The organism is bacterium, from assembly GCA_039961635.1.
Taxonomy (GTDB): Bacteria; 4484-113; 4484-113; order JAGGVC01; family JAGGVC01; genus JABRWB01.
Genome location: JABRWB010000054.1, coordinates 45,551 through 72,191 on the forward strand (window position 1 = coordinate 45,551; position 26,641 = coordinate 72,191).

The 26,641-nt window shown below is 59.1% G+C and carries 25 protein-coding genes, 1 tRNA gene and 1 pseudogene; 17 read left to right on the top strand and 10 right to left on the bottom strand.

The genetic code is table 11. From position 1 onward, the window contains the following. Positions 1–23: 23 nt before the first annotated feature. Genes fabG through plsX form a run of 4 tightly spaced genes read right to left on the bottom strand, consistent with a single transcriptional unit; the run spans position 24 to position 3,849 of the window. Positions 24–782 (bottom strand): 3-oxoacyl-ACP reductase FabG, encoded by a 759-nt coding sequence (gene fabG / locus HRF49_08425; protein MEP0814673.1) that lies wholly within the window; start codon positions 780–782, stop codon positions 24–26. A 14-nt stretch (positions 783–796) separates the two neighbouring features. Then, complete coding sequence (gene fabD / locus HRF49_08430) at positions 797–1,792, bottom strand: ACP S-malonyltransferase (protein MEP0814674.1); 996 nt, start codon at positions 1,790–1,792, stop codon at positions 797–799. Then, entirely contained in the window at positions 1,789–2,784 is a 996-nt protein-coding gene (locus HRF49_08435) for a ketoacyl-ACP synthase III (protein ID MEP0814675.1), read from the bottom strand. Before HRF49_08435 ends, fabD begins: the two co-directional genes overlap by 4 nt. 15 nt (positions 2,785–2,799) lie before the next feature. After that, positions 2,800–3,849, bottom strand: a complete 1,050-nt coding sequence (gene plsX, locus HRF49_08440; protein MEP0814676.1) for a phosphate acyltransferase PlsX — start codon at positions 3,847–3,849, stop codon at positions 2,800–2,802. Between the two features lie 251 nt (positions 3,850–4,100). Between plsX and lepA the strand changes: the two genes are divergently transcribed. Both lepA and HRF49_08450 read left to right on the top strand, forming a co-directional pair. Next, complete coding sequence (gene lepA / locus HRF49_08445) at positions 4,101–5,912, top strand: elongation factor 4 (protein MEP0814677.1); 1,812 nt, start codon at positions 4,101–4,103, stop codon at positions 5,910–5,912. Between the two features lie 21 nt (positions 5,913–5,933). Next, entirely contained in the window at positions 5,934–6,236 is a 303-nt protein-coding gene (locus HRF49_08450; protein MEP0814678.1) for a hypothetical protein, read from the top strand. Positions 6,237–6,465: 229 nt separating this feature from the next. Here the strand turns inward: HRF49_08450 and HRF49_08455 are convergent, their stop codons facing one another. Beyond that, entirely contained in the window at positions 6,466–6,867 is a 402-nt protein-coding gene (locus tag HRF49_08455) for a DUF393 domain-containing protein (protein ID MEP0814679.1), read from the bottom strand. A 339-nt stretch (positions 6,868–7,206) separates the two neighbouring features. On the opposite strand from HRF49_08455, the gene HRF49_08460 reads away from it, so the two are divergent. Next, positions 7,207–7,650, top strand: a complete 444-nt coding sequence (locus HRF49_08460; GenBank protein MEP0814680.1) for a YbhB/YbcL family Raf kinase inhibitor-like protein — start codon at positions 7,207–7,209, stop codon at positions 7,648–7,650. A gap of 24 nt (positions 7,651–7,674) precedes the next feature. Here the strand turns inward: HRF49_08460 and HRF49_08465 are convergent, their stop codons facing one another. Both HRF49_08465 and HRF49_08470 read right to left on the bottom strand, forming a co-directional pair. Further along, positions 7,675–9,027, bottom strand: coding sequence for a hypothetical protein (locus HRF49_08465; GenBank protein MEP0814681.1), 1,353 nt, complete (start codon positions 9,025–9,027; stop codon positions 7,675–7,677). A 282-nt stretch (positions 9,028–9,309) separates the two neighbouring features. Next, positions 9,310–9,382, bottom strand: a tRNA-Val gene (locus HRF49_08470). 177 nt (positions 9,383–9,559) lie between these two features. Between HRF49_08470 and HRF49_08475 the strand changes: the two genes are divergently transcribed. From HRF49_08475 to HRF49_08540, 14 genes and pseudogenes are all read left to right on the top strand, one after another. Then, complete coding sequence (locus HRF49_08475; protein ID MEP0814682.1) at positions 9,560–10,216, top strand: cytochrome c3 family protein; 657 nt, start codon at positions 9,560–9,562, stop codon at positions 10,214–10,216. Then, the gene (locus tag HRF49_08480) at positions 10,213–13,275 is read left to right on the top strand and encodes a TAT-variant-translocated molybdopterin oxidoreductase (protein ID MEP0814683.1); all 3,063 of its coding nucleotides are present in this window, start codon (positions 10,213–10,215) and stop codon (positions 13,273–13,275) included. The genes HRF49_08475 and HRF49_08480 overlap by 4 nt, the downstream gene beginning before the upstream one ends. Beyond that, complete coding sequence (gene nrfD / locus HRF49_08485) at positions 13,272–14,741, top strand: polysulfide reductase NrfD (protein ID MEP0814684.1); 1,470 nt, start codon at positions 13,272–13,274, stop codon at positions 14,739–14,741. Before HRF49_08480 ends, nrfD begins: the two co-directional genes overlap by 4 nt. Continuing rightward, positions 14,738–15,331: a DUF3341 domain-containing protein gene (locus HRF49_08490; GenBank protein MEP0814685.1), complete on the top strand. Its 594-nt coding sequence runs from the start codon at positions 14,738–14,740 to the stop codon at positions 15,329–15,331. Before nrfD ends, HRF49_08490 begins: the two co-directional genes overlap by 4 nt. Then, complete coding sequence (locus HRF49_08495; protein MEP0814686.1) at positions 15,321–16,091, top strand: cytochrome c; 771 nt, start codon at positions 15,321–15,323, stop codon at positions 16,089–16,091. Before HRF49_08490 ends, HRF49_08495 begins: the two co-directional genes overlap by 11 nt. Next, entirely contained in the window at positions 16,088–17,332 is a 1,245-nt protein-coding gene (locus HRF49_08500; protein ID MEP0814687.1) for a quinol:cytochrome C oxidoreductase, read from the top strand. Before HRF49_08495 ends, HRF49_08500 begins: the two co-directional genes overlap by 4 nt. 24 nt (positions 17,333–17,356) lie before the next feature. After that, complete coding sequence (locus HRF49_08505) at positions 17,357–17,737, top strand: hypothetical protein (GenBank protein MEP0814688.1); 381 nt, start codon at positions 17,357–17,359, stop codon at positions 17,735–17,737. Positions 17,738–17,793: 56 nt separating this feature from the next. Further along, the gene (locus HRF49_08510; protein MEP0814689.1) at positions 17,794–18,669 is read left to right on the top strand and encodes an SCO family protein; all 876 of its coding nucleotides are present in this window, start codon (positions 17,794–17,796) and stop codon (positions 18,667–18,669) included. A gap of 26 nt (positions 18,670–18,695) precedes the next feature. Then, positions 18,696–19,856 carry a cytochrome c oxidase subunit II gene (coxB, locus tag HRF49_08515; GenBank protein MEP0814690.1) on the top strand — a complete coding sequence of 387 codons (1,161 nt, stop codon included), beginning with the start codon at positions 18,696–18,698 and terminating at the stop codon, positions 19,854–19,856. A gap of 5 nt (positions 19,857–19,861) precedes the next feature. Beyond that, positions 19,862–21,529 carry a cytochrome c oxidase subunit I gene (gene ctaD / locus HRF49_08520; GenBank protein MEP0814691.1) on the top strand — a complete coding sequence of 556 codons (1,668 nt, stop codon included), beginning with the start codon at positions 19,862–19,864 and terminating at the stop codon, positions 21,527–21,529. Positions 21,530–21,679: 150 nt separating this feature from the next. Then, positions 21,680–22,084 (top strand): annotated as a pseudogene (locus tag HRF49_08525) (cytochrome c oxidase subunit 3 family protein). A 252-nt stretch (positions 22,085–22,336) separates the two neighbouring features. Then, positions 22,337–22,522 carry a cytochrome c oxidase subunit 3 gene (locus tag HRF49_08530; protein MEP0814692.1) on the top strand — a complete coding sequence of 62 codons (186 nt, stop codon included), beginning with the start codon at positions 22,337–22,339 and terminating at the stop codon, positions 22,520–22,522. Between the two features lie 15 nt (positions 22,523–22,537). After that, complete coding sequence (locus HRF49_08535; protein ID MEP0814693.1) at positions 22,538–22,918, top strand: cytochrome C oxidase subunit IV family protein; 381 nt, start codon at positions 22,538–22,540, stop codon at positions 22,916–22,918. Positions 22,919–22,968: 50 nt separating this feature from the next. Next, entirely contained in the window at positions 22,969–23,508 is a 540-nt protein-coding gene (locus HRF49_08540; GenBank protein ID MEP0814694.1) for a heme-copper oxidase subunit III, read from the top strand. On the opposite strand, the gene HRF49_08545 is transcribed toward HRF49_08540, so the two are convergent. From HRF49_08545 to HRF49_08555, 3 genes are all read right to left on the bottom strand, one after another. Further along, positions 23,509–24,636: a DUF3179 domain-containing protein gene (locus tag HRF49_08545; protein ID MEP0814695.1), complete on the bottom strand. Its 1,128-nt coding sequence runs from the start codon at positions 24,634–24,636 to the stop codon at positions 23,509–23,511. It abuts the gene before it with no gap. After that, positions 24,623–25,606 carry a protoheme IX farnesyltransferase gene (cyoE, locus tag HRF49_08550; protein ID MEP0814696.1) on the bottom strand — a complete coding sequence of 328 codons (984 nt, stop codon included), beginning with the start codon at positions 25,604–25,606 and terminating at the stop codon, positions 24,623–24,625. The genes HRF49_08545 and cyoE overlap by 14 nt, the downstream gene beginning before the upstream one ends. A gap of 88 nt (positions 25,607–25,694) precedes the next feature. Then, positions 25,695–26,414, bottom strand: a complete 720-nt coding sequence (locus tag HRF49_08555; protein ID MEP0814697.1) for a hypothetical protein — start codon at positions 26,412–26,414, stop codon at positions 25,695–25,697. Between the last annotated feature and the right edge of the window lie 227 nt (positions 26,415–26,641).

Genomic DNA, 26,641 nt, shown 5'->3' on the forward strand with positions numbered 1-26,641 from the left:
CGCTGGATTTGCGGCGCGCGCCGCTATACCATCAATCCTCCGCCATTCACGCTCAAAGTTGCGCCGTTCACGTACGCGGAAAGCTCCGACAAAAGAAACAGCACGGCGCCTGCGACATCGTCCGGCGTTCCGAACCGCTTCATCGGAATGCGCTTGATGTAGTCTTCGGCAAGCTCCGGCTTTAGACCGCCGGTCATGTCCGTAGCGATTATCCCCGGAATCACCACGTTCGCGCGGATGTTTCTGCCCGCATACTCGGTCGCGACGCTCTTTATGAAGGCTGTTACGCCTGCCTTGGCCGCCGCATAGTTTGATTGCCCAAGGCTTCCTATCTGGCCGGCGATGCTCGATACGGCAACGATCCGGCCGAAACGCTTTTTCATCATTCCGTCCAGGCAAGCCTGAACTGTATTGAACACGCCGCCCAGATTGGCCGAAATGCCGCCGTTCCATTCTTCGGGCGTCATCCGGTGCGTCAGGTTGTCGCGGCGCAGCCCCGCATTGCACACAAGCAGGTCTATCGAGCCCAGCTTCCCGGCAATCTCCGCGACTCCGGCAAGCACCGCATCGCGATCAGCCACGTCGAATCGGACGGCGATCCCCTTTCCCCCGTCCGCGTTTATCGAAGCGACCACTTCCCCGGCCGCGCTTTCGCTCGCGTTGTAGTTGACCGCGACCGCGGCGCCCGCGCGCGCGAGCAGCCGCGCGCACGAAGCGCCGATGCCTCTCGACGCTCCGGTAACAAGCGCAACGCGCTCTGAAAAATCAATATCAACCGGCATTCTTTATCTCAAATTCAGGACTCCGGCGCAGCTCCGCCGGCCTCGGCGATCCTGTCCGAAATCCAGGCAATGGTAGCATCAAGCGTCTCCGGTGCGTCCACGGAAAGGCAGTGCAGATCCGCGTCGATCCGTTTCACAAGTCCGGAAAGCACCTTGCCCGGCCCCACTTCGAGCGCCGCGGACGCACCGAAGTCGCGCCAAAAGCGCGCGGCGATAGCGATCCACCTGACGGGGCTGACGATCTGCCGTACAAGCAATCCCGCGTACTTCGACGCATCCGGCGGATACGGCTCCGCATTCACGTTGGCAAGGACGAAGAACTCGGTGGGGCGAAATGCGGTTGCGCCAAGGAGCGGCGACATTCCGTCCGCCGCAGGAAGCATAAGCGAGCAATGGAACGGCGCGCTTACCGGAAGCCTTATCGCGCGCTTCGCCCCGGCGTCCTTTAGCGCCTTTTCCGCAAGCTCGACGCCCTTCGCCGAGCCGCTTATCACCCACTGGCCGGGGCAGTTGTAGTTCGCCAGTGATACCACTTCGCCGCTCGCAAGCTCCGTATCCCCGCAAATTTTTTCAATTTCCGCCGATTCGAGCCCCAAAATCGCGCTCATCGCGCCGCGGCCTTCCGGTACGGCTTCCTGCATCAGGCGTCCGCGCTCGTGGACGAGCCTCACCGCATCCTCGAAATCCAGCGCGCCCGCTGCGGCAAGCGCCGAATACTCCCCAAGCGAATGGCCGGCGGCAACCGCAATATTCGCGCCCGCGCTTTCAAGCCGCGGCGCGAGCGCGCGATACGCCGCGACGCTCACAGTCAAAATCGCGGGCTGCGTAATCGCCGTACGCTTCAGTTCCTCGTCCGGCCCTTCGAAGCACAGCTTGGAAATCGAGAATCCAAGCGCTTTGTCCGCTCGCTCGAAAACCTCGCGCGATTCCGGATACGAGTCGAAAAGCGTGCGGCCCATCCCGGTTTCCTGGCTGGCCTGCCCCGGAAACATCAGCGCGACTTTCATCAAGCACCCCACCGGAGCTGCGCGGCTCCCCACACGAATCCCGCTCCGAAAGTGAACAACACAAGCCGTGTACCCGCAGTGAGCTTTCCGTCGTCGTTCAGCTCGTCAATGCAAAGCGGAATGGACGCGGAGGTCGTGTTCCCGTAGCGCTGGATGTTGACGTACATTTTCTCCTCCGGCACGCCGATACGCTTCCGGGTGCTTTCGATTATGCGCGCGTTCGCCTGGTGGGGAATGAAGTAATCCACTTCTTCGACTTTGGTCCCTGTTTTCGCAAGGACGTTCTCGATAGTCTTGCCCATCATCCGGACAGCGCCCTTGAAAACTTCCTGACCTTCCATCTTGATGAAATGTTCGCGGGCTTCGACTGTTGCGGCGGACGCTGGTTTTACACTCCCTCCGGCTGGCTGGTATAGGTATTGCCACTGGTTGCCGTCGCCGCCGAGGTCGAATCCTTCGATGCCGAACTCCGACTTGTCAATACCTTCCAGCAGAAGTCCCGATGCCGCATCCCCGAACAAAATGCAGTTGCTGCGGTCGGTGAAATCGGCGATGGACGACATGACTTCGCTTCCGATGACCAGGGCATAGCGCCGCTCTCCGGTTGCGAGAATACCCCACGCGGAATACAGCGCCGTGATGAATCCGCCGCATGCCGCCTCGATGTCCCACGCCGCCGCGTTTACGCATCCCAGTTTCGCCGCCACAATCGTCCCGGTCGCGGGAAACACATAATCCGGAGTAACCGTAGGAATGATTACGAGACCGATGTCGGCCGGATCCACGCCCGATCGATCCAGAAGCTTTTTTCCGACCTCGATCGCCATCGTGGAGCAGGATTCGCCTTCCGCCCTGAAGCGGCGCTCCTTGATTCCGGTGCGCTGGGTTATCCACTCGTCGCTTGTATCCAGAAACTTGGCAAAGTCGTCATTCGTCATCACCTTTTCCGGAACGTAACGTGCGCTTGCACGCACTACAACTTTTTTGAGATTCATCAATTCTCCTTTCCTTCAGGCTTGGGCCTGCAAGGTAGATTTGGCTCGGAACGCCTCTTCGATGCGCGCGGAGCACCCGGTTTTGGCGAGCTTGAGAGCCTCGCGGATCGCGTTTTTTATGGCCACCGCGTCGCTCCTGCCGTGGCAAATCACGACATTGCCGTTCAGACCCAAAAGCGGCGCGCCGCCGTACTCGCTGTAATCCACGCGCTTCTTTAGAGCACGAAACGCCGCACCCATGAAAAGCTTCGCGGATATTCCCGCGAGCGGACGCTTGATTATTTCGTTTTTCAGAAGCCGGGTTATCGCTCCCGCCAGGCCTTCCGCGAATTTGAGGATGATGTTTCCGATGAAACCATCGCAAACCAAAATGTCAAGGTCGCCGTCGAATACCGTGTTTCCTTCGCGATAGCCGATGTAGTTGATTGAAGGGTCCGCTTTTAGCAGCGCGTGCGTTTCCTTTACAAGTACGCTCCCCTTGTAATCCTCGCTGCCGTTCGACAGCAATCCGACGGTCGGCTTCTCGCGTCCCCACACCTTTTCCGCATACACCGAGCCGATAACTCCGAATTCGTAAAGATGCTGCGGGCGGCAGTCCACGTTGCTGCCCGCGTCAAGAAAAAAGCAGGTTCGCCCGAGCGTGGGAAGCGGGCTGGCAATGGGCGGGCGGCTGATTCCCTGTATCCGCTTTAATATGAACAGCGCGGAAGTCATCACGAGCCCGGTGTTGCCGGCGGAAATGAACGCCGCATTGGTGATACCGGCGATCCGGCGCAGTCCGACATTGATGGTGGAATCGGGATGCTCTTTGTAAACCTGAACGGGACTCTCGATGCGGTCGGGCAGGCGGTGCGACGCATTCACGAATTCCAGCGAGAATCCGCCGGACGATTTGCCGATTATCTTGTCCGCGAATTCCGCGGTGCGCTCCTTGCTGTTCGAAACGAGGACGAGGTTGCAGCCGCCGTTGCCGTCGCACGACGCGAGCTTGACTCCGCGCAAAAGCTCCTCTTCGCCGAGGTCTGCGCCCGCAAGGTCAAGAACTATGGTCGGAGAATCAGACATCTGATAAGGCTGGAAATTATAGCCGAGGGCGCAAACGGCGGGCAACAAAGGTCGGGATTGAGAATGATTGACATTTGGGACATTAATTTATGCTATTGCGCCGGCTGGGGGGATGACCTTGCGGACCGGTACGCCATTGCAAGACGAAGGCGGGCCGCGTGGACGGCACCGCTCCGGATGGCCGGCGGCAAACTTCATTGATATATAATTCCCGTTCACGCGGCGCGGTTATTGCCGGGTGGATGCCTGACATGAAGATACCCGTCGAAAGAACGCGCAACTTCTGCATCATTGCGCACATCGATCATGGCAAGAGCACGCTCGCGGACAGGCTGATCGAAGCCACCGCGACAATCGACGCGCGCAAGATGAAGGAGCAGGTGCTCGACCGGATGGATCTCGAGCGCGAGCGCGGGATTACGATCAAAGCCCAGGCCGTGCGGATGATCTATCGCGCCAGGGACGGCCAAGATTACTTGCTAAACCTGATAGATACGCCGGGGCATGTGGACTTCGCGTACGAGGTCAGCCGCTCGCTCAAAGCGTGCGAAGGCGCGCTGCTTCTGGTGGACGCGGCCCAGGGCGTCGAGGCGCAGACCATAGCCAACCTGTACCAGGCGCTTGAAAGCGACTTGGAAATTGTTCCCGTACTAAACAAAATAGACCTGCCGGCCCAGCGCACCGACGAGGTTCTGGAGGAATTGAAACAAATTCTGGGCGTCGGCCAAGAAGAAACGCTTCGCGTCAGCGCGAAGTACGGCACGGGAGTGGACGACCTCCTGGAAGCGATAGTCGAAAGGATTCCGCCGCCGAAAGGCGATCCCGAAAAGCCGCTGGCCGCCCTGATTTTCGACAGCCATTACGACAGCTACCGCGGAGTGGTCAGCTACGTCCGCGTTTTCGACGGGCGGCTGTGCCAAGGCCAGCAAGTCGTCACGATGAGCAACGGCAAAAAGTGGGAAGTCGCCGACGCGGGCGTTTTCATGCCCGAAATGCTCAAACTGGACGAGCTTTCCGCCGGACAAGTGGGATACGTAATCCTTGGAATGAAGGAAGTGTCGCAGTCGCGCGTGGGAGACACCATCACGGATGCGGCGCGGCAGGTCGCCCAACCGCTGCCCGGATACAAGAAAATGACGCCGATGGTGTACTGCGGGCTGTACACCGCGGACGGTGAGAACTTCACCGATTTAAGAAATGCTCTTGAAAAGCTCTCGCTGAACGACAGCTCGCTGGCATACGAGCAGGAGTCCAGCGAGGCGCTCGGATTCGGATTCCGGTGCGGATTTCTGGGTCTTCTGCATATGGAAATCGTCATCGAGCGACTCGAGCGAGAGTACGACCTTGAGCTGATCGCGACTTCGCCCAGCGTCGTTTATCAAGTAACGACGACCGACGGCACGGTGCACCGGATAGACAATCCGGGGCGCTTTCCCGATCCGTCGAAAATCAAGCTTATCGAAGAGCCGTTCGTGGAGGCGGAGGTTATCTGCCCGGCGGCGCATTCGAGCGCCATAATAGACCTCTCAAAGAAACGGCGCGGGGAAATCGGAGGCATTGATTACCTGACGTCGAACCGGGTGAATTTGCGGTTCGAGCTGCCGCTTGCGGAGATAATCTACGACTATTACGACCAGCTCAAAAGCCTTTCGCGCGGCTATGCGTCGCTGGATTACCACTTCAAGGAATTCCGCAAAAGCGATCTGGTTAAGGTGGACATTCTTATCAACCAGGAGAAAGCCGACGCCCTGTCGTTTTTGTGTCATCGCAGCGTGGCGCACCAGCGCGCGCGCCAAGTCGTGCAGACGCTGCAGCGCACCATTCCGCGGCAGATGTTCCAGATTCCCATACAGGCGGCGATAGGCGGGACGGTTATAGCGCGGGAGAACATCTCCGCGATGCGCAAGGACGTGACCGCGAAATGCTACGGCGGCGACATCACGCGCAAGCGCAAGCTGTTGGAAAAGCAGAAGAAAGGCAAGCTGAAGATGCGTTCGATTGGCCGCGTCGAAGTGCCGCAGGAGGCGTTCCTGGCGGTGTTGAAGGTGGATAAGGATAAGTAATTGCAGTAAAATACCCATGCGGTGAAGAAACTGCTTACCTTGCTGCTTATCCTGCTTGCGGGCTGCGGAAGCAAATCAAGCCTTCCAGACAACGCCGATGACGGCCTGTATATAAACGGCGCCGCGGCAAAGACCATATCGCTTTACGGCGACTGCAAAAAGCCGAACGATAATATTTACGGGCCGAAACGGTTTAGCCGCGTTTACAGGCCCGAATTCCTAGCTTATGTCTATGGGCAAAAATTGACTTTGGATATAGTTAGAACGACTGAGCGATCCAGCTATCTCGAGGAATTCGCAGGCCGCGACAACCCAATATTATAATCGTATCGATTTTGGATGAAAATTGGATTGAATCAAGAACAATGGAACTAAAAGGGAATCTACGGCGTATGTCTACCGAAAAATATTCCGAACACTTCGAAATGAAACTGGAGAAAAATCGACGCTATGCGATACCAAGTCCTTACGAGCCCTGAGGACCATATTACGCGTTCGTGGAACGCGTTAATTGAGTTGGCACTTCGGATTTTCAGGAAATTTGCGCCGATTATTATTTGGTCAGCTTTCTAAGCCGCGCAAACACCGAATATCCCCATTCCGCAGCCTGCGCGATTACGGGCAGCGACACAATCGCCGCAAGCCACCTGTATTTGGGAATCGTCCGCCACACCGCCGCGAGCGCGCGCACTCCGGTCAGCACTCTTCCGCCCGGCTCGACCGCATGGATTTTGCTTGTCGCGGCCTCGCTGGATATGCCGGCCCGCGCAAGCTCGCCGCATCGCGCGTTCGCGTCCAGAAACGCAATCGCGTCGGAACCGCCCGACTCCCGCCGCATCCGCTCCGCGAACGCGCCGCATGCCGCGCACCGGCCGTCGTAAAACACCGTCAGCGTGCAGCTTTCGGCAGCGGCAGGCTCGGGCGCTTTTTCCTTCGGCGCAACGTTTCCATCCACGCGACTTGCTACCCGGCCTTCTTTCCTTCGATTGCATCGCCGGCGCACCCGCGTCGCGTACGCGATGATATCATGGAGATTCACTTCCTCGTTTCGAGGAGGAGGAATGCAAAGATGAAAATCGTGATTGGCAGACTGATTATCGCCGGACTTGCCGTGTCGCTGCTGGCAACGCTTTTTGGCTGCCCGAAACCGGACGCGGGCGGGGACGCGCAAACGCCCGCGGACGCTTCCGCTTCCGCGCCACCGATGCAGATCGAGAACGCGCCGCCGCCGGACAGCTTCCAGGCGCCCGGTGAGGCCGCGAGCAAGCCGGCACCTGCCGGAAAGGAGGAGGAAATGCGGATCACTTCAATCGCTTTCGAAAACGGCAAGGAAATACCGGTTCATTTCACCGCGGACGGCGAGGATGTCAATCCGCCGCTCGCATTTTCCGGAGTGCCCCCGGAAGCAAAATCGCTTGTATTGATAATGGACGACCCCGATGCGCCGATGGGCACCTGGGACCACTGGATCCTCTTTAACATTCCGCCCGACATCGGAGAAATAAAGGAAAAGGGCGTTCCGCTCGCGGCCACGCCGGGCAAGAACTCCTGGGGGCGTACCTGGTACGGCGGCCCGGCGCCTCCGAAAGGGACGCACCGGTATTATTTCAAGTTATACGCGCTGGACACGACGCTGAACCTGGAAAAAGGCGCGAGCAGGCGGGAGGTCGAAGCCGCCATGAAAGGGCACATTTTGGCCGAAGCCCAGCTTATGGGAAAATATTCAAAGAAAAGCTAGGCGCGCAAATCCAGTCACTTGCATTCAATCCAAGCAATCGGCGAACGCCCTTTTGAATGCCAGAATCGAGGACGCCACTCCGGTGGGAACAATCAGGCCTTCGTCCAGCGGGCTGGTATCGGCCAGCGACGCGATGAACAGGTCGCTGGACGCAACCTGCAAAACCCTCGCGTAGAATTCGTCGTAGTCGATCACCTGGGCGATCGCTTCGTTGCCGAGCCTTCGGATTTCGGCCTTGTTTCTTGCGCACAGCGCACGATAAAAATCAATTGTGACGGGTTCGCATCCGTATTCAAGCGCACGCGCGGATGCTTGATCGAACACCGTTTCGTCGCCGCGCACGGCTGCGGCGAACGCGGCCCACGCGAAGCTTACCTGCACGGCGCGCCTCGCCGATCCTTCGACACACAGGAAGCCTGCAAATTTGGGATCGCCCGCCGCGACTATGGCCGAATAAAACGAGCGAACCGCCTTTTCCCAGTCAGCCTTCGTCCTTGTGAGAAGGTAAATCTGGGATTTCATATACAAGTCGTACGCGTGGAACCAGCGGTACGATTTGAATTCCTGCCAGCGCAGATTGGCCGCAATGAGCTTGTCCGGGTCGGCCTGGAAAAACGCCGCTTTCGCCATTGCGTCAACCGCTCCCGCTTCCGTAGAGATGTTCAGGTTTGTGGCCATCGGCCATGAAAAATTGCGGAGCTGCACTCCGCCGGCAGGAGCGCCAAGCTCGTCCGGCATGGCCGCTTCAAAGCCGGTTTCAACAAGGTCGGTGACTCCAAGCGACGCATAAAAGCGGTCGCTGGCGACGATTTCAATAACTTTTTTGTAGTATTGCTGGTCGGATTCCAGCGATTCGATCGCGTCCACCGAAAGCAGCAGCATCGCCCGCCTGTCGCGCAGGGCCATCGCCTCGTAGAACGCCATCGGTTCGATGTGCGAGCCCATCTCCAGGCAGCGCATTGCGGAGGCCGCGAAGGTTTTGTGGTCGCCCCTTACCGCGGAAGCAAACGCGCCCCATCCGAACGCGGAGCGGATATTGACGAGGAAGTTTTCGTCCACTTCCGCCCTTAGACGGTTAATCTCCGTAGAAGATGCATCAATAAGCTCGCCGAGGGCTGCGGGAACAAGCTCCCAGTCCTCGCGCCGTCTCGACAGGATGTAAAGCTGGGAGGCAATGCACAAATTGTGCGCTTCGAAATACCGCTCGCCGCGGTGGCGTTGCCACATTCCGTGGATTTCGCGCATCCTGTCCGGATCGTTGTTTTCGAAGGCTTCTTTGAAAATCGCGTCCAGGCGATGATGGTCGTAAACCGTACTGACCGACTCGCTCTTTGGCCAGGGAAATCTAAATCCCGCGTTGTTATAAATTTTTTTCATTCCCTTCCGGCGCTTTTACCTAAGTACAAGCGCATCCAATTCCAAAACTACAACGTGCTCAATGCTAACGCGTCACGACTTTCATCCGCCACGGAGAAGCAGACGCCGCTTTGATTAACTCGGCCGGTTGCTTGCTTGGGCGGCATCCCGTGCCTGCGGCCTCCTTTCCCCCAACCGGAGATATTTTAACCCGGTTCGCCGGAAAAAGCAAGCCGCCCCGAAAATTCCCCGATGACTGGTGCCGAAATCTCCGATTTTCAGACCGCGAAAGGATTGTGCAAATGGGCGTTACTGGTTTCGAACCAGTGACCTCATGCGTGTGAAGCATGCGCTCTAGCCACTGAGCTAAACGCCCGCTTAACCGCATTTATTATAACACGAAATTCAAGAGCAAGAAATTTTCCAAAATCGCCCTCCGCAAGCGCGAAAACGCGATTGCGGAGGTATTTATGCTGGTTTGGTAAGAAATGAGCCATCGCCGCGTTCCGGTCGGCTTGACTAGATCGGACGGGGCGAATATCATCGGGATTTTATGGACTCCGGCGGACCGATTTTTCCAGCCTGGTTTGACAGGCTGGTTCGTATTTTTGGGCTGGTTTTCGTGGGCGGCGCGGTATATATCCTCGTCCTGTGGATATTCCTCGTCTCGCCCAAGACCACGCGCGTAGGCTACCAGCCGGAGCAGCCCGTCCCTTACAGCCACGCGCTGCATGCCGGCAAGCTGGGGATGGACTGCCGCTATTGCCACACCACCGTGGAGGAAACAGCGCAGGCCGCCATTCCTCCCACCCAGACCTGCATGAACTGCCACACCACAATCTGGAAAGACAGCCCGAAGCTCCTGTCCGTGCGCGAAAGCTATGCAACCGGGATGCCAATCAAGTGGGTGCGCGTCCATAACCTTCCCGACTTTGTATACTTCAACCACAGCGCGCACGTCACGAGGGGCATCGGCTGCGTCAGCTGCCACGGCCGCGTGGACAAGATGGAAACGGTTTACCAGAAGAACATCCTTACCATGGGCTGGTGCCTGGACTGCCACCGGAATCCGGAAAAGCATCTGCGTCCGAAAGAATTCGTCACTTCCATGGACTGGGTGCCCGAGGAGAACCAAAAAGACCTCGGCAAAAGGCTGGCCCGCGAATACAACATCAAACCAAGCACCGATTGCTGGACATGCCACCGATGAAAAACGAAAAAACCGGGCGTGAATATTGGCGCAGCTTGGAAGAGCTGGCCCTTACGCCCGCGTTCAGACAGTTCTACGAGCGCGAGTTCCCGGAAAACGCCACCGAAATGGGCGCGGGCGGGCGCCGCGATTTCCTGCGGCTTATGGGCGCATCGCTTGCGCTCGCTGGCATCGGACTTACATCCTGCAGGCTTCCAGAGGAGCACATCGTCCCCTACGCGCACCCTCCGGAGGGGCGGGCGCCCGGAATACCTCTGCAGTTCGCGACCGCGATGGAGATCGCGGGCTGGGCGTGCGGGCTTCTAGTCACGAGCTACGACGGCCGGCCGATAAAAGTGGAAGGCAATCCCGGCTATCCGATGGGCCGCGGCGCGACAAATTCGTTCCACCAGGCGAGCGTTCTCGAAATATACGACCCGGACCGCAGCAAGGGCGTGGTGAAGCGGGACGGCGGCAAGCCTCGCAGCATGAAATGGGAGGAGTTCGAGGAATGGGCTGAAGCTCATTTCGGCGCGATAAAAACCGCGCAGGGCAGGAATTTCGCTGTCTTGTCGGAAGCCAGCTCGTCTCCGACGCTGGATCATCTTAAGGGCGAGTTTCAGAAAGCGTTTCCGCTGGCAAAATGGTACGAGTGGGAGCCGATATCGCGCGACAACGAGCGCGAAGGCTCCAAGCTGGTTTTTTCGCGTGTTTTCCGCTCGCAGTACGCGTTCGACCGCGCGCGCTGCATCGTCAGCTTCGGCGACGATTTCATCTGGGGGCATCCGGCGTCGCTCAAATACTCGCGCGATTTCGCGCGCGGGCGCGCCGCGGACCGCGGCGACATGAGCCGGCTGTACGTATACGAATCCGCATTCACGATTACCGGAGCGAACGCCGATCACAGGTGGGCGATTCCGCCTTCCATGTTGGATTCGGCCGTACTTGCACTGGCGATAGAGATATTCACGGTGCGCGGCGTCTCGCTTCCCGCGGGCGCTTCCGCGCTTATGGGCGTGCTCAAGTCGCTGTCGGAAAAGGTGAAAAAGCCCGAAGGGATAGGGCTGGTCGCCGCAGATTTAATCTCGCACAAGGCGCGGGGCGCGGTGGTCGCGGGCGCGGGACTTTCGCCCGCGGCGCATGCGCTTGTAATGCTGATGAACGTCGCGCTGGAAAACAGCGGGCGGACCGTGGTTTATTTTTCCGACTCGAATCCCGGCAGAAAAACGCATGCCGAGGCGATCGCGGAATGCGCGGAGGCGTGCGGAAAGGGAGAATTAGAAACACTCCTTATTATCGGCGGCAATCCAGCCTACGACGCCCCCGCGGATCTCGATTTCGAAAACGCGCTTTCCAAGGTGCAAAACAAAATCAGATTCGGCATGTTCGAGGACGAAACGTCCAAGCTTTGCGACTGGCACCTCCCGCGCGCGCATTACCTGGAATCCTGGGACGACGCGCGTTCGTGGGACGGCAACGTTTCGGTGGTTCAGCCGCTCATCGAGCCCCTGTACGGCGGGCGGACGACATCCGAACTGCTTGCGCTGCTTTTGGGGTCGGATGAAACATCCGGATACGAGATGGTGCGCAAAACGTTCTCGCGGCTTCGTCCCGCTGTTCTTGATGTTGACAGGCTCTGGCGGCAGTCGCTGATAAACGGCATGGTCGGCGGCACGCAGGCCAGGCACGAACAGACCGAGCCGGGCGACTTCGGCCTTACCTACGCCGTACAGAATATTCAGGCGGGCTCGGAGGGCGGCGGTATCGAAATCGCGTTTTGCCAGGATTATTCGACATTTGACGGCAGGTTTGCGAACAGCCCCTGGCTGAACGAATTGCCCGACCCTATGACGAAGCTTGTCTGGGACAACGCCGCGCTGGTCGGCCCATCGTTCGCGAAGCAAAACAACCTGAAATCGGGCGATGTCGTCAAGCTGTCTTCAGGCGGACGCGAAATATCCGCTCCGGTGTTCGTTATGCCCGGAATTGCGGCGAACACGGTCGTCCTGAATCTCGGTTACGGGCGCAAGAGCGCGGGCCGCGTCGGCAACGGCGTCGGTACGAACGCGTATCCGCTTCGGACGTCGGATTCCCTGTGGTTCGCAACGGGAGCTTCGATTGCAAAAACCGGAAAACGGAAGAAGCTCTATTCAACCCAGGATCACCACGCGATCGACATGGACGCGCTGGGGAAGAAGGAAACCCAGAAGCGCTTGGGCGCGATTTACCGCCAGGCGACCTTGGCTGAATATATGGCTTTGCCCGACTTCGCGAAGCACGAGGTGCATGTTCCCGCCGTCGGCCAACTTTACAAGGAACATGAATACAACGGCCACAAATGGGGGATGACTATCGACCTGAATTCCTGCATCGGATGCGGAGTTTGCACGATCGCGTGCCAGGCCGAGAACAACATTCCCGTCGTCGGAAAGAACCAGGTTTCGCGCGGACGCGAGATGCACTGGATCCGCGTCGACCGTTATTTCAAGGGCGATCCGGAGAATCCGACGATCGCCAACCAGCCGATGACATGCCACCACTGCGAGAACGCACCGTGCGAGCAGGTCTGCCCGGTGGCGGCGACCGTACACAGCGCGGAAGGATTAAACCAGATGGTTTACAACCGTTGCGTCGGGACGCGCTACTGCTCCAATAACTGCCCGTACAAAGTGCGCAGGTTCAACTTTTTCAACTACCGCAAGGATCTTTCGGCTACCGAGCGGATGCAGCTCAATCCCGAGGTTACGGTGCGCGGCCGCGGCGTGATGGAAAAGTGCACGTTCTGCATCCAGCGCATCGAATCGGTGAAAATCAAGGCCAAAAACGAAAACAAGGAAATCCGCGACGGCCTGATAACTCCGGCGTGCGCGCAGGCATGCCCGACGCAGGCAATTGTTTTCGGCGACCTGAACGACGAGCGCAGCCGCGTGCGCCGCAACCATGAAAATCCGCGCGCGTACCTTTTGCTCGAAGAGCTCAATGTAAGGCCGCGGCTCTCTTTCCTGGCCAAAATCACGAATCCGAATCCTGAACTCGGCGGCGAAGCGCCAGAACCCCACGAAGGAGGGCACGGCGAATGAGCTCGGTCGTTTACGACAACACAGCCGAAGATCCGCGGCACCGGACGGTGCTGGTCACCGGAGACAACGACTTCGCGTCGGTAACCGACACCGTAGCGGTTATTGCGGAGCGGCCGCAAACCCCGATGTGGTGGAAGATCGCGTTCGCGATCTCGTCGCTTCTGGCGCTGAATCTGCTTTTGCTGATCGGCTACCTGTTCTGCGTCGGAATCGGAATCTGGGGCAACAACGTTCCCGTGGGATGGGCGTTCGACATAACGAACTTCGTCTTCTGGATCGGGATCGGCCACGCGGGAACGCTGATTTCCGCCATTCTGTTTTTGTTCAGGCAGCGCTGGCGCACGGGCATCAACCGGTTTTCCGAGGCGATGACCATATTCGCGGTGATTTGCGCGCTCGTTTTTCCGACCATTCACGTCGGCCGCGTGTGGCTGCTTTACTATGTCTTCCCGATTCCCAACCAGATGTGGATGTGGCCAAACTTCCGCAGCCCGCTGTTATGGGACGTTTTCGCGGTATCCACCTACTTCCTCGTATCGCTGATGTTCTGGTACATGGGGATGATTCCCGATTTCGCCACGTTCCGAGACCGCGCCACGAACAAGGCGAGGCAGTGGACGTACGGGATACTCGCGCTCGGCTGGCGCGGCTCAAACCGACAGTGGCTCGTATACGAGAAGGCGTACCTGATTCTGGCCGCGCTCGCGACGCCGCTCGTGCTTTCGGTTCACTCGGTAGTCTCGTTCGACTTCGCTACCTCCCAGCTTCCGGGATGGCACACGACGATTTTTCCGCCGTACTTCGTCGCGGGAGCCATTTTCGGCGGATTCGCGATGGTGCTGACGCTCGCGATTCCCGCGCGCGAACTTTTGGGACTCAAGCACATCATCACGATGCACCACCTGGACAACTGCGCGAAGATTATTCTTGCGACCGGAAGCATGGTGGGCTACGCGTACGCGATGGAGTTTTTCACCGCGTGGTATTCGGGCAATCCGACGGAAATGTTCACGTTCCTCAACCGCGCGACCGGCCCGTACGCCTGGGCGTACTGGACGATGATTTTCTGCAACGTGGTTTCGATCCAGATTTTCTGGTCCAAGAAGATGCGCACCAGCATCTGGTCGCTTATCACCGTCGCACTCATCGTGGACGTCGGGATGTGGTTCGAGCGGTTCGTGATTATCGTCAGCTCGCTTCACCGCGATTTCCTTCCGTCCAGCTGGGGGATGTTCACTCCGACGTGGGTCGACATAATGACGTTCGCCGGAACGATTGGGCTGTTCCTGACGCTGTTCCTGCTGTTTTTACGCTACCTGCCGGTCGTGGCCATGGCCGAGGTTAAAAGCGTGATGCCCGAGGCGCTCCAGGATTTCGAGGAGCACCGTCCGATCGGCGATTACTGGGGCGACGCGCCCAAGGGCCACGAGGAGCGCAAAAAGGAAATGGGAGGCGACAAGCGATGACGGACAGGCGCGAACTGCTCCAGGTTGCCCCCGTGCCCGGCGAGAAAAAGCTGCTCGGCCTGCTGGCCGAATTCAAGACACCGCAGGAGCTGCTTGAAGGCGCGGAAAAGGTGCGCGACGCCGGATACAAGCATTGGGACGCGCACACGCCTTTCCCGGTTCACGGTCTCAACGATGCGATGGGGCTTCGGGGAACGCCGCTTCCTTATTTCGTCTTCATGATCGGGCTGTCCGGATGCATTATCGGGCTGCTGCTTCAATGGTGGACCAACGCGTTCGATTACCCGTTCGTGATTTCCGGCAAGCCGCTGTGGAGCATTCCGGCCAACATACCAGTTGTTTTCGAGCTGACGGTGCTTTTCAGCGCGATAGGCGCGTTCTTCGGAATGCTCGCGTTCAACGGGCTGCCTAAGTATTACCACTCGATTTTCAACAGCAAGGTCGCGAAGCGAGCCACCACCGACCGGTTTTACATCGCGATAGACGCGAGAGACCCGAAATTCGACGCGGAAGAAACGCGCAAACTGCTCGAATCTCTGCAGACAAGCTGGATAGAAGAGCTTTACGAGGTGGAGGGCGATGCTTCCTGATCCTGTAAAGAAATGGCTTCTTCCGGTGCTGGCGGCGGGATTCGTGCTCTCGTGGATTCCGCTTTCGCTTATCGCGATGCAGCGCACGGGGATGCACAAAAAGCCGAGGTTTGAATTGATCCAGGACATGGACTGGCAGCCTTATTTCCGCAGCCAGATGGAGAATCCCGCGTTCGCGGACGGGCGCGCGATGCGGCCGCGCGTGCCGGGAACCGTCGCCCGAAGCGAAGCGATATTGAACAACGAGCACTTTACGCGCGGCCTAGTGCGCGACGAATTCTTCACCGGCGGCAAGACCTGGGCGACAACTTATCCCATCAGGATCAACATGCAGACGCTGGAACGCGGCAAGGAGCGTTACGGGATTTACTGCGCGCCCTGCCACGGATACGCGGGCTACGGCGACGGGCCGGTCGCGGTGCGCGCCGAACAATTGCAACAGGGCACTTGGACCCCGCCGTCCAGCTTTCATTCCGATCTCGTGCGTTCGCGCCCGGTCGGGCACATATTCAACACGATCACAAACGGGATAAGGAACATGCCCGCATACGGACCGCAAATTTCTCCGCATGACAGGTGGGCGATTGTCGCCTATGTCAAGGCGCTGCAATTAAGCCAGCACGCGAAGGCGGATATCCTTGCTCCGGAGGAGCGCAGGAAGCTGGGGCTCGGGACGGATGCACCCAAACCCGCAGATGAATCCACGGGCGGAGATTCCGCGGCGCCCGGCGCAAGAAAAATCGAGGGGGAGGAGGAATGATGGCTCATTCGCACGGCCACACGGTGCTGGATCCGAAAACCGTTCTGGACGAGCCCCGGTTCCTCGAAGCGCGCGGCCGAAAGTTCATGATCGCATCCGCCGCGGTAGGCATTCTTGCGCTGATCGCGGCGTTCGCGCTGGGAGCGGCCGCGGGCGACGGATTCAAGCGCTTTTCCTTTTCGTATCTTTTGAATTTCGCATACTTCCTTTCGCTTTCGCTTGGCGCGCTTTTCTTCGTCGGAATCCAGTATTTGACCAAGGCAAGCTGGAGCGTCGTCGTCCGGCGAATCGCGGAAACCTTCGCCGCGCTTTTCCCGCTGCTCGCGATTCTGGCGCTTCCGATAATATTGCCCGTTCTCATAGGCGGCTCGCCGCTATATTCGTGGACGACGGCGGACTCGGCCAAGGATCATTTGCTTCACGCCAAGGCGCCCTATTTGAATCCGGCGTTTTACATCGTGCGCATGGTGATTTACTTCGGCGCGTGGACCGCGCTGGGGCTGATTTTCCATCGCCGCTCGGTGGCGCAGGACGCGAGCGCGGACGTGGAAATCACGCGCAGGCAGGAAAAGCTGTCCGCTCCCGCGATGGTGGTCTTCGCGCTGACGCTTACATTCGCGGCGATAGATTTCATAATGGCCCTCGACTACACTTGGTATTCCACGATATTCGGAGTTTATTTCTTCTCCGGGAGCGTTCTCGGCTTTTTCGCGTTCCTTACCGCGATCGCGATGCTCGTCCAGCGGCTTGGCTGGATTCCACGCGCGATAACGATCGAACACTATCACGACCTCGGAAAGCTCATGTTCGCGTTCACGATGTTCTGGGCGTACATCGCGTTCTCCCAGTACATGCTCATCTGGTATGCGAATTTGCCCGAGGAAACCGGTTGGTTCCTGCGGCGCCAATCCGGCGAATGGACGTGGTTTTCGTGGTTCCTTTTGGTCGGGCATTTCATCGTTCCGTTTTTGTATCTTATCTCGCGCGGAATAAAACGCAGGAAGCGGCTGCTCATCCCGGCCGCGCTTTGGCTGATCGCGATGCATTGGATCGACCTTTACTATTTGATAGTTCCGGAATTCGGCTCCGCGAAGATTCCGTTCACGCCCGGCGACGTATTGTTGCTTGCAGGAATCGGCGGAATCTGGCTCGCGGGCGCGGCCTTCGTGGCCGGAAAGCATTCGCTTATCCCGGTCGGCGATCCGCGTCTAGGCGAATCGCTAAGGTTTGAAAACGTGTAATTGCAGGAGATTGGATTGTCCGAAGTGGAAAACAAGAATGAGATCGAACCGGGCGGCGTGGAAGGCCTCGACACGCCGATGGTGATTCTCGTCGGCCTGATTTCGGCCGCGTTCGTTTTCGTCGTGATCGTCGCCGGGATTGCGTTCTTCAACGCGGAGCGTTTCGCCGAGGAGGAGCGCAAGATCGTTAACGTGCGGTACGACGAGTTCGCTGGCCTCGCCGCCGAGCAGCAGGCTCTTCTTGAAAGCTACAAGGTGATCGATCCGGAAAGCGGAATCGTCGCAATCCCGATCGGAATCGCGATGCGGCAGATCGTGCAGGAAAACCAGCCGCGGTTCGGCGGCTTCGGTGCGCCGCCGGAAGCGATCCGCGGCGCAGGGCGCGAGGCGCCGGGCGGCAGATAGCGGAGAATCGAGGCGGTATCAATTGGCGAGGGCTGTTTAGCCCCGCCGGAAATGAAATGAGTGTTTTCAATCCGAAAAATTTGAACAAACTCGCGGCGGTGTTGCCCGCCGGGATGATCGCGATCGCGCTCGCGGCCGCGCCCGCGCCCGCGCAGATCGCGCGATCCGAACTGAAAGAACTTGAAGGCGTGGGCATTACGGAACATCTGGACGAAAAGCTCCCGCTTGATTTGCAGTTCACCGACGAGACGGGCAGGCAGGTGAAGCTCGCCGATTACTTTTCAGGCAACCGCCCGGTGATTCTCACGCTCGTTTACTACGAATGTCCGATGCTGTGCAGCGTCGTTCTCAACGGAATGATCGACGCGCTTTCGGAGATAGACTTGGTTCCCGGACGCGATTACGACCTTCTGACGGTAAGTTTCAATCCGCTCGAAACGCCGACGCTTGCGAGGCTGAAGAAGCAGAACTACCTGAAGGATTGGGCAAATGCGAGCGCCGGGCCGAACTGGCATTTCCTGACTGGCGGGCAGGACGAGATAACCGCGCTTACATCTTCCGTCGGTTTCGGATACAAGTGGAACGAGGAACGCAAGGAATACGCGCATTCCGCGGCGCTGATTCTGCTCACTCCGGACGGGCGCATTTCGCGTTACCTGTATGGAGTGATGTACGAGCCGAGGACGCTTCGGCTGTCTCTGCTCGAAGCCGGCGAGGGCAAGATCGGCTCGCCGATGGACCAGATAATCCTGTACTGCTTCCACTACGATCCGTCCGCGGGCGCGTACACACCCCAGGCGATCAACATAATGCGCGCGGCCGGATTGCTTACGCTTGTTGCGCTCGGCGGATTTTTGGGAGCGTATTTCGTCGGAGAAGCGCGGCGCGCGCGCGCGAAGAGCCGCGCGCTTCTGGAGGGGCCCGGAAGATGACGCAATTAGGGATAATGTTGGGCGAAATGTCCGTTTTCGCGGGCCGGCTGAAACCGGTAAAGTTCATGCCGGTCGAAGCTTCCACCACCGCGGGAACCGTGGACTTCATGCTCAAGTTCATTTTCGCGATTTCAGCGTTCTTTTTCGTCATCATCGTCGGGCTGTCGATTTATTTCGTCTGGCGTTTTCACAGCGGCAGGGCGAAGCGCCCGGAGGAGTCCCACCCGCACAACCTGCTGCTCGAAATTGTCTGGACGGTGATCCCCAGCATCCTAGTTGTCGTTATCTTTTATTACGGCTTCAAAAGCTACATGGACATTTCCACCCCGCCCGCGAACGCCTACGAAATCCAGGTCACCGCGCAGCAATGGGCGTGGATGTTCACTTACCCGAACGGGTACGTTGACGGCGAGCTGCACGTTCCGGTTGACCGGCCCGTCGTCCTCACGATGACGTCGGTTGACGTGCTTCATGCGTTTTTCGTCCCGGCGTTCCGCGCCAAGAAGGACGTAGTTCCCGGCAGATACACCAAGGTTTGGTTCGAGGCCACGGAGCCGGGCACATATGACATTATGTGCGCGGAGTATTGCGGCACAAGCCACAGCGCGATGCTCTCAAAAGTGCATGTTCACGAGCCGGGAGAGTACGAAAAGTGGCTGGCGGACGCGTCCAACTTCGTCGCGAAACTCGCGCCCGCGGACGCCGGCAAGAAGTTGTACGAAACGCGCGGCTGCGCGCAGTGCCACTCGATAGACGGTTCGGCGCACATCGGCCCGACACTTAAAAACCTGTTCGGCGAGCAGGTCGCGCTCAAGTCGGGCGAGAAAGTAACGGTCGAAGAGAACTACATCCGCGAGTCCATACTCGACCCGGCCAAGAAAGTCGTCGCGGGATTCGACCCGGTAATGCCGACCTACCAGGGCAGGCTAAAAGACCAGGAAATCCTCGCGCTCATCGAATTCCTCAAGAGCCTGTCGGACAAGCACAAGTCCGAGGTGCTGCAGTCCTGGGACGAAGGCAAAGAATCCGGTGAGGAATCCGAAGCGCGGGATGGCGGCGGCGAGCCCGCTGGTTCGGCCGGCGCAAGTGTATCTGAACCGGCCGCGCACGATGCGGAATCGGGATCGGGCGGCGCGGAACCGGATGGTGAAACGCGCGGCGACGCGCCGAAAGAAGGAGCCAGGTGATTTAGATGTCGAGTCACGCAAACACCGCGAACCATGCGCATCCGAACGGGGACAACTTCCTCACTCACTCGCACGGGCTTCGCTCCTGGCTGTTCACCCTCGACCACAAGCGCATCGGAATCATGTATCTAATCGCGATTCTGACCGCGTTCCTGCTCGGCGGCATATTCGCTCTCCTGGTGCGCACCGAGCTTATCGCGCCCGGCCAGACGATTATGACTCCGGACACGTACAACAAGATGTTCACTCTGCACGGCGCGGTGATGATATTTCTCGTCATCATCCCCGGTATTCCGGCCGCGCTGGGCAACATCGTCCTGCCGCTTATGCTGGGGGCGAAGGACGTCGCGTTTCCAAAGCTCAATCTGCTTTCGTTCTGGCTTTACGTTTTCGGCGCGCTCTTCGCGCTGCTCTCGATAATTCTCGGCGGCGTGGACACCGGCTGGACGTTTTACACGCCGTACAGCGCCACGACGAACACCGCCGTCATTCCCGTGGTCACAGGCGCGTTCATCCTCGGATTTTCTTCGATTTTCACGGGGCTGAACTTCATCGTGACCATCCAGTGGATGCGCCCGCCGGGGATGACATGGTTCAAACTCCCGCTTTTCCTTTGGGCGATTTACGCGACCGCGATCATCCAGGTGCTTGCGACTCCGGTTCTAGGCGTCACGCTTCTTTTGCTCATCGGCGAGCGGCTGTTCCACCACGGCATTTTCGATCCGGCGATCGGCGGCGATCCCGTTTTGTTCCAGCACTTCTTCTGGTTCTACTCGCACCCCGCGGTTTACATCATGATCCTTCCCGCGATGGGCGTGATCAGCGAGCTGATCAGCACGTTTTCGCACAAGACCATTTTCGGCTACAAAATGATCGCGTATTCGTCGATCGCGATCGCGATCATCAGCTTCCTCGTCTGGGGGCACCACATGTTCACGAGCGGACAATCCGACCTCGCGAACATGCTCTTCAGCGTTCTCACGTTCCTCGTCGCGATTCCTTCCGCGATCAAGGTTTTCAACTGGGTCGCGACTATGTACAAAGGCTCTATTCATCTTTCGACGCCGATGCTTTACGCGCTCTCGTTCATCTTCCTTTTCGGCATCGGCGGCCTGACCGGAATCCCGCTGGCCACGCTGGCGACCGACGTGCATCTGCACGACACTTACTTCGTGGTGGCGCATTTCCATTACGTGATGATGGGCTCCGCGTTCGTCGCGTTCCTGGGCGGGCTGCATTACTGGTGGCCGAAGTTCACGGGCAAGATGTACAGCGAGACGCTCGGCCGCTGGTCGGCGGTTTTGACGTTTATCGGATTCAATACGACCTTTTTCCCGCAATTCCTGATGGGTATACAAGGAATGCCCCGGCGCTACTTCGACTACCTGCCCGAATACACTTCCTATCACGTCGCCTCGACCATCGGCGGTTTCATTCTGGCGATCGCTTTTTCCATCACCGCGTGGTGCCTGCTGCACTCGCTCTTCCGCGGCAAGCCCGCGCCCGCGAATCCATGGGGGGGGGCGACGCTGGAATGGACGTGCCCGTCGCCGCCTCCGCACACGAACTTCGACGAAACTCCGATCGCCGGCGATCCGTACGACATGACGGGAATCGAATATGAGGGCGAAGAAAAAGGCTGGGTGCGAAAACCGGCCGGAACCACCGCTTGACGCGTTAACAATGCATGAGGAATTTCGAATGACAATATCGAACAAGCCGGGGAGGTGCAATCCGTGAGCGACCACACGGGCGGCCACCCGCGTTTTTTGCACCACCACTTCGACACGCCGCAGCAGCAGTTCAACTCCGACAAGCTTGGGATGTGGCTTTTCCTTGTCACCGAGATTCTGCTTTTCGGCGGATTGTTTTGCGCTTACGCGGTTTACCGCGCGAATCATCCGGAAATATTCGTCTACGCGCACAAGTTTCTCGACAAGAACCTGGGCGCGCTGAACACCGTCGTCCTGATTTTCTCCAGCCTCACGATGGCCCTCGCGGTGCGCGCCGCGCAAACGTCCAACAAAAAGGCGCTTTTGATTTTTCTCGGCATAACCGTGGCCTGCGCGTTCACGTTCATGGGCGTGAAGTACGTCGAATACAAGGCCAAATGGCAGCACGGCCTTCTTCCCGGCAAGTCGTACAATCCCGCGGCGCACGAGACTCACGACGCGTCCGCGGACGGCGCGCATGAAGAAGGGGCGGCGCACGGCGCAACCTCGGCCGCGAACACGGAGCAGCCCGCGGATGATGACGCGCCCGCGTACACTCCGGAGGACCATGCGCGGGAGGAGGCCGCTGCCGAGGCGGGAATCGTTCCGGCGGCGAATCCAAACGAGCCGCTCGTCATAGAAAAATCCGCGATAAAACCGGCCGCGGTCGGGCCGGCGGGACTTGCGGAAGAAGCCGCGGGAGCCGACGCGCACGCGGCCGTGGACGAGCCCAAGAACGTCCAGCTTTTCTTCAGCATATATTTCCTGATGACGGGGCTGCACGGCCTTCACGTTCTCGTCGGCATAATCGTGATTTTCATTATCATGTACTACTCGTCCAAAGGGTGCTACGACGCGGAGTATTTCACTCCGGTCGAGCTGACCGGGCTTTACTGGCACTTGGTCGACCTGATCTGGATTTACCTGTTCCCGCTTCTGTATTTGATACACTAGCGGGGGGGAGCGAATATGAACGAACACAAAACAACCGGCGCTGCGCATGATGCGGGGGCGCTCCACGTCCACGTAGTTCCGGCAAGCTTGTTTATATTGATATTCGTCGCGCTGATGTTTCTGACCATCGTAACCGTCGCGGTCACATATGTTGATTTGGGCGCGCTGAATTTGTGGGTGGCGATGATTATCGCGACCTTAAAGGGGCTTCTTGTCGCGCTGTTCTTCATGCATCTGAGGTGGGACAGGTTGTTCAACGGCTTCGTTTTCATGTCCGCGCTTGTTTTCGTTTCGCTTTTCATCGGGATCGCGCTGATGGACACCGCAAGCTACAAGCCGACCCAGATTCCGGGATACGCTCCAGCGATGGAGCGGAGGGGAGGCGGGGAGCACTGACGCGGCATCCGGCCGGCGCGGAGGAACGTGCGGCTGCCCTGCAGAAAAGCATGGCGGCGACCGGCATGCGTTTTTTCATCGCCGCGCTGTCCATCCTTTTCGCGGCGAGCCTTATCGGATACCTCGTCGTGCGCGGCCGCTCGGAATCGTGGATTCCGGAAGGCGTTCAGGCGGCGCCGCCCGGCCTCTGGATTTCGACGATTATCATCGTCCTTTCCGGCATCACGATCCAGCTCGCGCTCACCGGAATCCGACGGGGACGCGCTCTCGACCTCAAGCTCGGACTTGCGGCGACGTTTTTGCTCGGACTTGCTTTTCTCGTCGCGCAGGCGCTCAACTGGTTGGGGCTGATAAGACTTGCGCTTTCTCCGGAAGTCGCGGCGATGTACCAGTTCACGTTTTTCTTTCTCACCGGTTTGCACGGTCTGCACGTGCTCGGCGGGCTCATCCCCCTCGGAATGGCGCTTTCGGGCGCGTTACACGGCGCGTACTCCGCCGAAAACCACGCGGGAGTGCACCATGTCGCGATTTACTGGCACTTTTTGGGCGTTGTCTGGCTGGTGATGTTCGTAGTGATGTTTTTAGTGTAGCTACTTTCCCGCGGCCCAGAACGCGTACCACGCGAACCAAAACGAGTAAGTGACCGACGTTATCGCGCCCGGCTTTTCGGCAACAGCCTCCACCGTCGGCGGCTCGTACGTTTCCGTCTCCGGCGTGTAGCGCAGGCTCAAGGGCGTCTCTCCCACTTTCGTTTCGAAAACGCCGCCTTCGCCCGCATTCGCCGCGATGTCGCCGAAGAAAAACACGGCGCTCGAATCCCGCGTTCTCACCGCTATAACCCTCTCGAACGCGGGCACGCCGCCGCCCGGCGGCTCCGGTACGACGGGGAACCGCGGCTCGCCTTTCAGAAAGTAACTCGCATACGGGCTTGATTCGTACTTGCCCTTCACATTTCTGTCGCCAGTCACTACCGTCGTTTCCGGATGAGCAGCAATCCAGTCCCTCCACAGAACGACCGCGCACGGCAGCGTTTCGAGCTTCGTACCCGCGGCCGGCCCCGCGATCGCGCGCGCGCCGAGCTGGCTCCACAGGCTTTCGTCCTCCGGCTTCTCGCGCCGGTCGAATAAAAGCTGGTTCGAGTTGCACAGAAGCCCGCTCACGCCGAACTCGAGCGTCTCGCCGCCGACGCGCCGGTCGAAGACGGCGACGCTGTCGCACAGCGGCGAGTACGTAATCAAAACCGGCAGGCCGCCCAGCGTATCGTTCGCCGCTTCATGCCACGCCATCACCCGCAAAGGATATGCCCGCGCCTCGCCGCCGATTTCGACGCCGATCACGCGATCCGACGGGACGAGGAATTTGGAATGCTCCCGCCTGCGCTGCTGCTCGTTTATCGCTTCCACTTCCGCGCCGTGCACGTTTTCCGGTTCGACCAGCGCCCGGATGCCGTCCTTGGGCAGCCCGCCCGCGACGACCGAGCCGCGCGCCGCGTCTATATTGGATAGGTCGAATCCGTACGTATCAGGATTTTTGCCGTCGCCGGGATGCTTCGCCTTCGCGCCGAGCGACGGAAGAACGAGCCTGATCGCCAGCAAAAGCGAAAGTAGAACGACCAGCGCTATCAGCCAGCCGAGGGAGCGGGCGATCTGCGCCGGCGTCGGCGCGCGGCCGGGTTGAGCTTCGGCGCGTTGCGCGGATTTGCGTTTATTTTTCTTCATCGCCTGACGGGGCGGAGCGCTCCGCCGCCCAGGCATTATAGGACGCGATGAACTTTTGCGCCGAGCGATCCGCCCCGCGGTCCGCGGGAATCCTGTCCCCCACCATCGCGACCATCAGAAGGAAGAGGTACGCGATGCTGGCCGCGAACACGCCGCGCGCCGCCGCGCCCGTGCGCTTCCGCCAAAGAAGCACTCCGGCCGCAAGAAACGCAAGGCCAAGCAACGCGCTCGCCGCGGCGAAATATCCCCCCGCGATTCCGAAAATCGAAAGCGCGAGCGCGAGCGGGACCAGAGCCGCGATGTAGAGAACGGCAAGCCGCGCGCTCGTCCGCCCGTCGGAATCTTCCAGCGAAAGCATTTTGAATCCCGCGCGCGCGTAATCCTTGCGGTAAAGCCAGCCGAGCGCCAGGAAATGCGGGATTTGCCACACGAAAAGGATCGCGAACAGCGCCAGCCCGCCGAGTCCGATCCCGCCAGTCGCCGCCGTCCATCCCATAAGCGGCGGGATCGCGCCCGTGAGCGCGCCCGCGAGCGTACACACCGGCGTGGTTTTTTTCATCGGCGTGTACGCGAGGACGTAAATCAGAATCGACGCCAGGGCGAGCGCCGCGGTCAGAAGGTTAGAAAATCCGGCGAGAAGCGCTACGCCCGCCGCGCACATTGCCAGCGCCCAGCCCAGAGCCGCGCCGCCCGTCATTCTTCCCGAAGGCAGCGGCCGCTTCATCGTGCGGCGCATCAGCCCGTCCGGCGAGGCTTCCACCCACTGGTTAAGCGCGTTCGCCCCGCCCGCGGCCAGCGCTGTGCCGAGCGTGCACCACAATAATCCCGGCCAGTCTATAACCGCGCCCTGCGCGAGAGCGAATCCGGCCGCCGCGGTCAGCGCGACGAGCAGCGTCAGCCGCGCTTTGGCGAGCTCAAGTACGAGCCCCGCGAGCGGCGTTCTGCGTGCGAAGGTCGCTGTATCGGTCATTGACGGAAGTATATACCGTGAAGCGTCGCGTTTGGACTTAAATCTGCAAGTGCCTTTTCGAGCTGATGAGATTATGAATTTCAAAACCTCACCTCCGCCGCGCTTTCCAGTTCGACGCGCCCGATGCCAGCGCGAAAAGGTTCACCGCGGCCGCTGGCGCCGCCGCAGCGCCGGCGACCAGCGCAAGCGGAACCGAATAGAAATCCGCAAGCCAAAACATCATGAAATCCGCGGGCACGACGAGAAACGAGAACAGCGCGCCAAGCGCGATCCCCGCCGCGGGCAGCCTGAATATCCCCGAAAGAGTGAGGGACGAGATGAAAAGGAAATTTATCACGTTCATGAGAATCACGGACGCGAACAAAGGCAGGTTGTTGCGCAGCGTCATCCCCTCCGGCGTTTGCGCAAGAAAAAGCTCGTTGTAAATTAGCAGCCCCGCGAAAAACACGAATATCTGCGGCAGCATTATCGCCGCCTGCGTCGCCAGATGCCCCGCCCACACCTCTCCCGGCCGCACACCCGTGAGCTTTATCAGATCCAGCGAGCCCGGCTCGCCCTCCTTGAGCGCAACGTAGGTCGCGGCCAGCCAGCTTACGAGCGTGTTGACGAAAAGGTAGATCATCACGACGGTGTAGGGCTGGAAAATCTGGAGCCGTGAGACGCCCGCGCCTACGCCGCCGAATACGTCGTCGTCCGCGAGCGAGGAAAGCCAGTTGAAAAGCACGCACGCGGGCGGCACAAGCCAGCCCATAAGGACAAGGTTGTTGCGCTTCGCGAATAGCCAGTTGCGGCGGAAAACGGCTCCCACGGAGTGGGGATGATAGCAAAGGGAAAGTGGGCGCTTAAATTTAATTGCGCAAGAAACGGTGGATTGGTTTCCGGTTTGCAGTTGCGAAATCCGCAGTCCCGCGGTACAATATCCCCGTCCATCCAATTCCGGTCGTCCCTCGCTTACAAGCTGGAGGTATACAAAATGGCATCATCGTTCATGCCGGCGCTCAACCGCCGCCGGGGTTTTGCGTACTCATGCGTTTT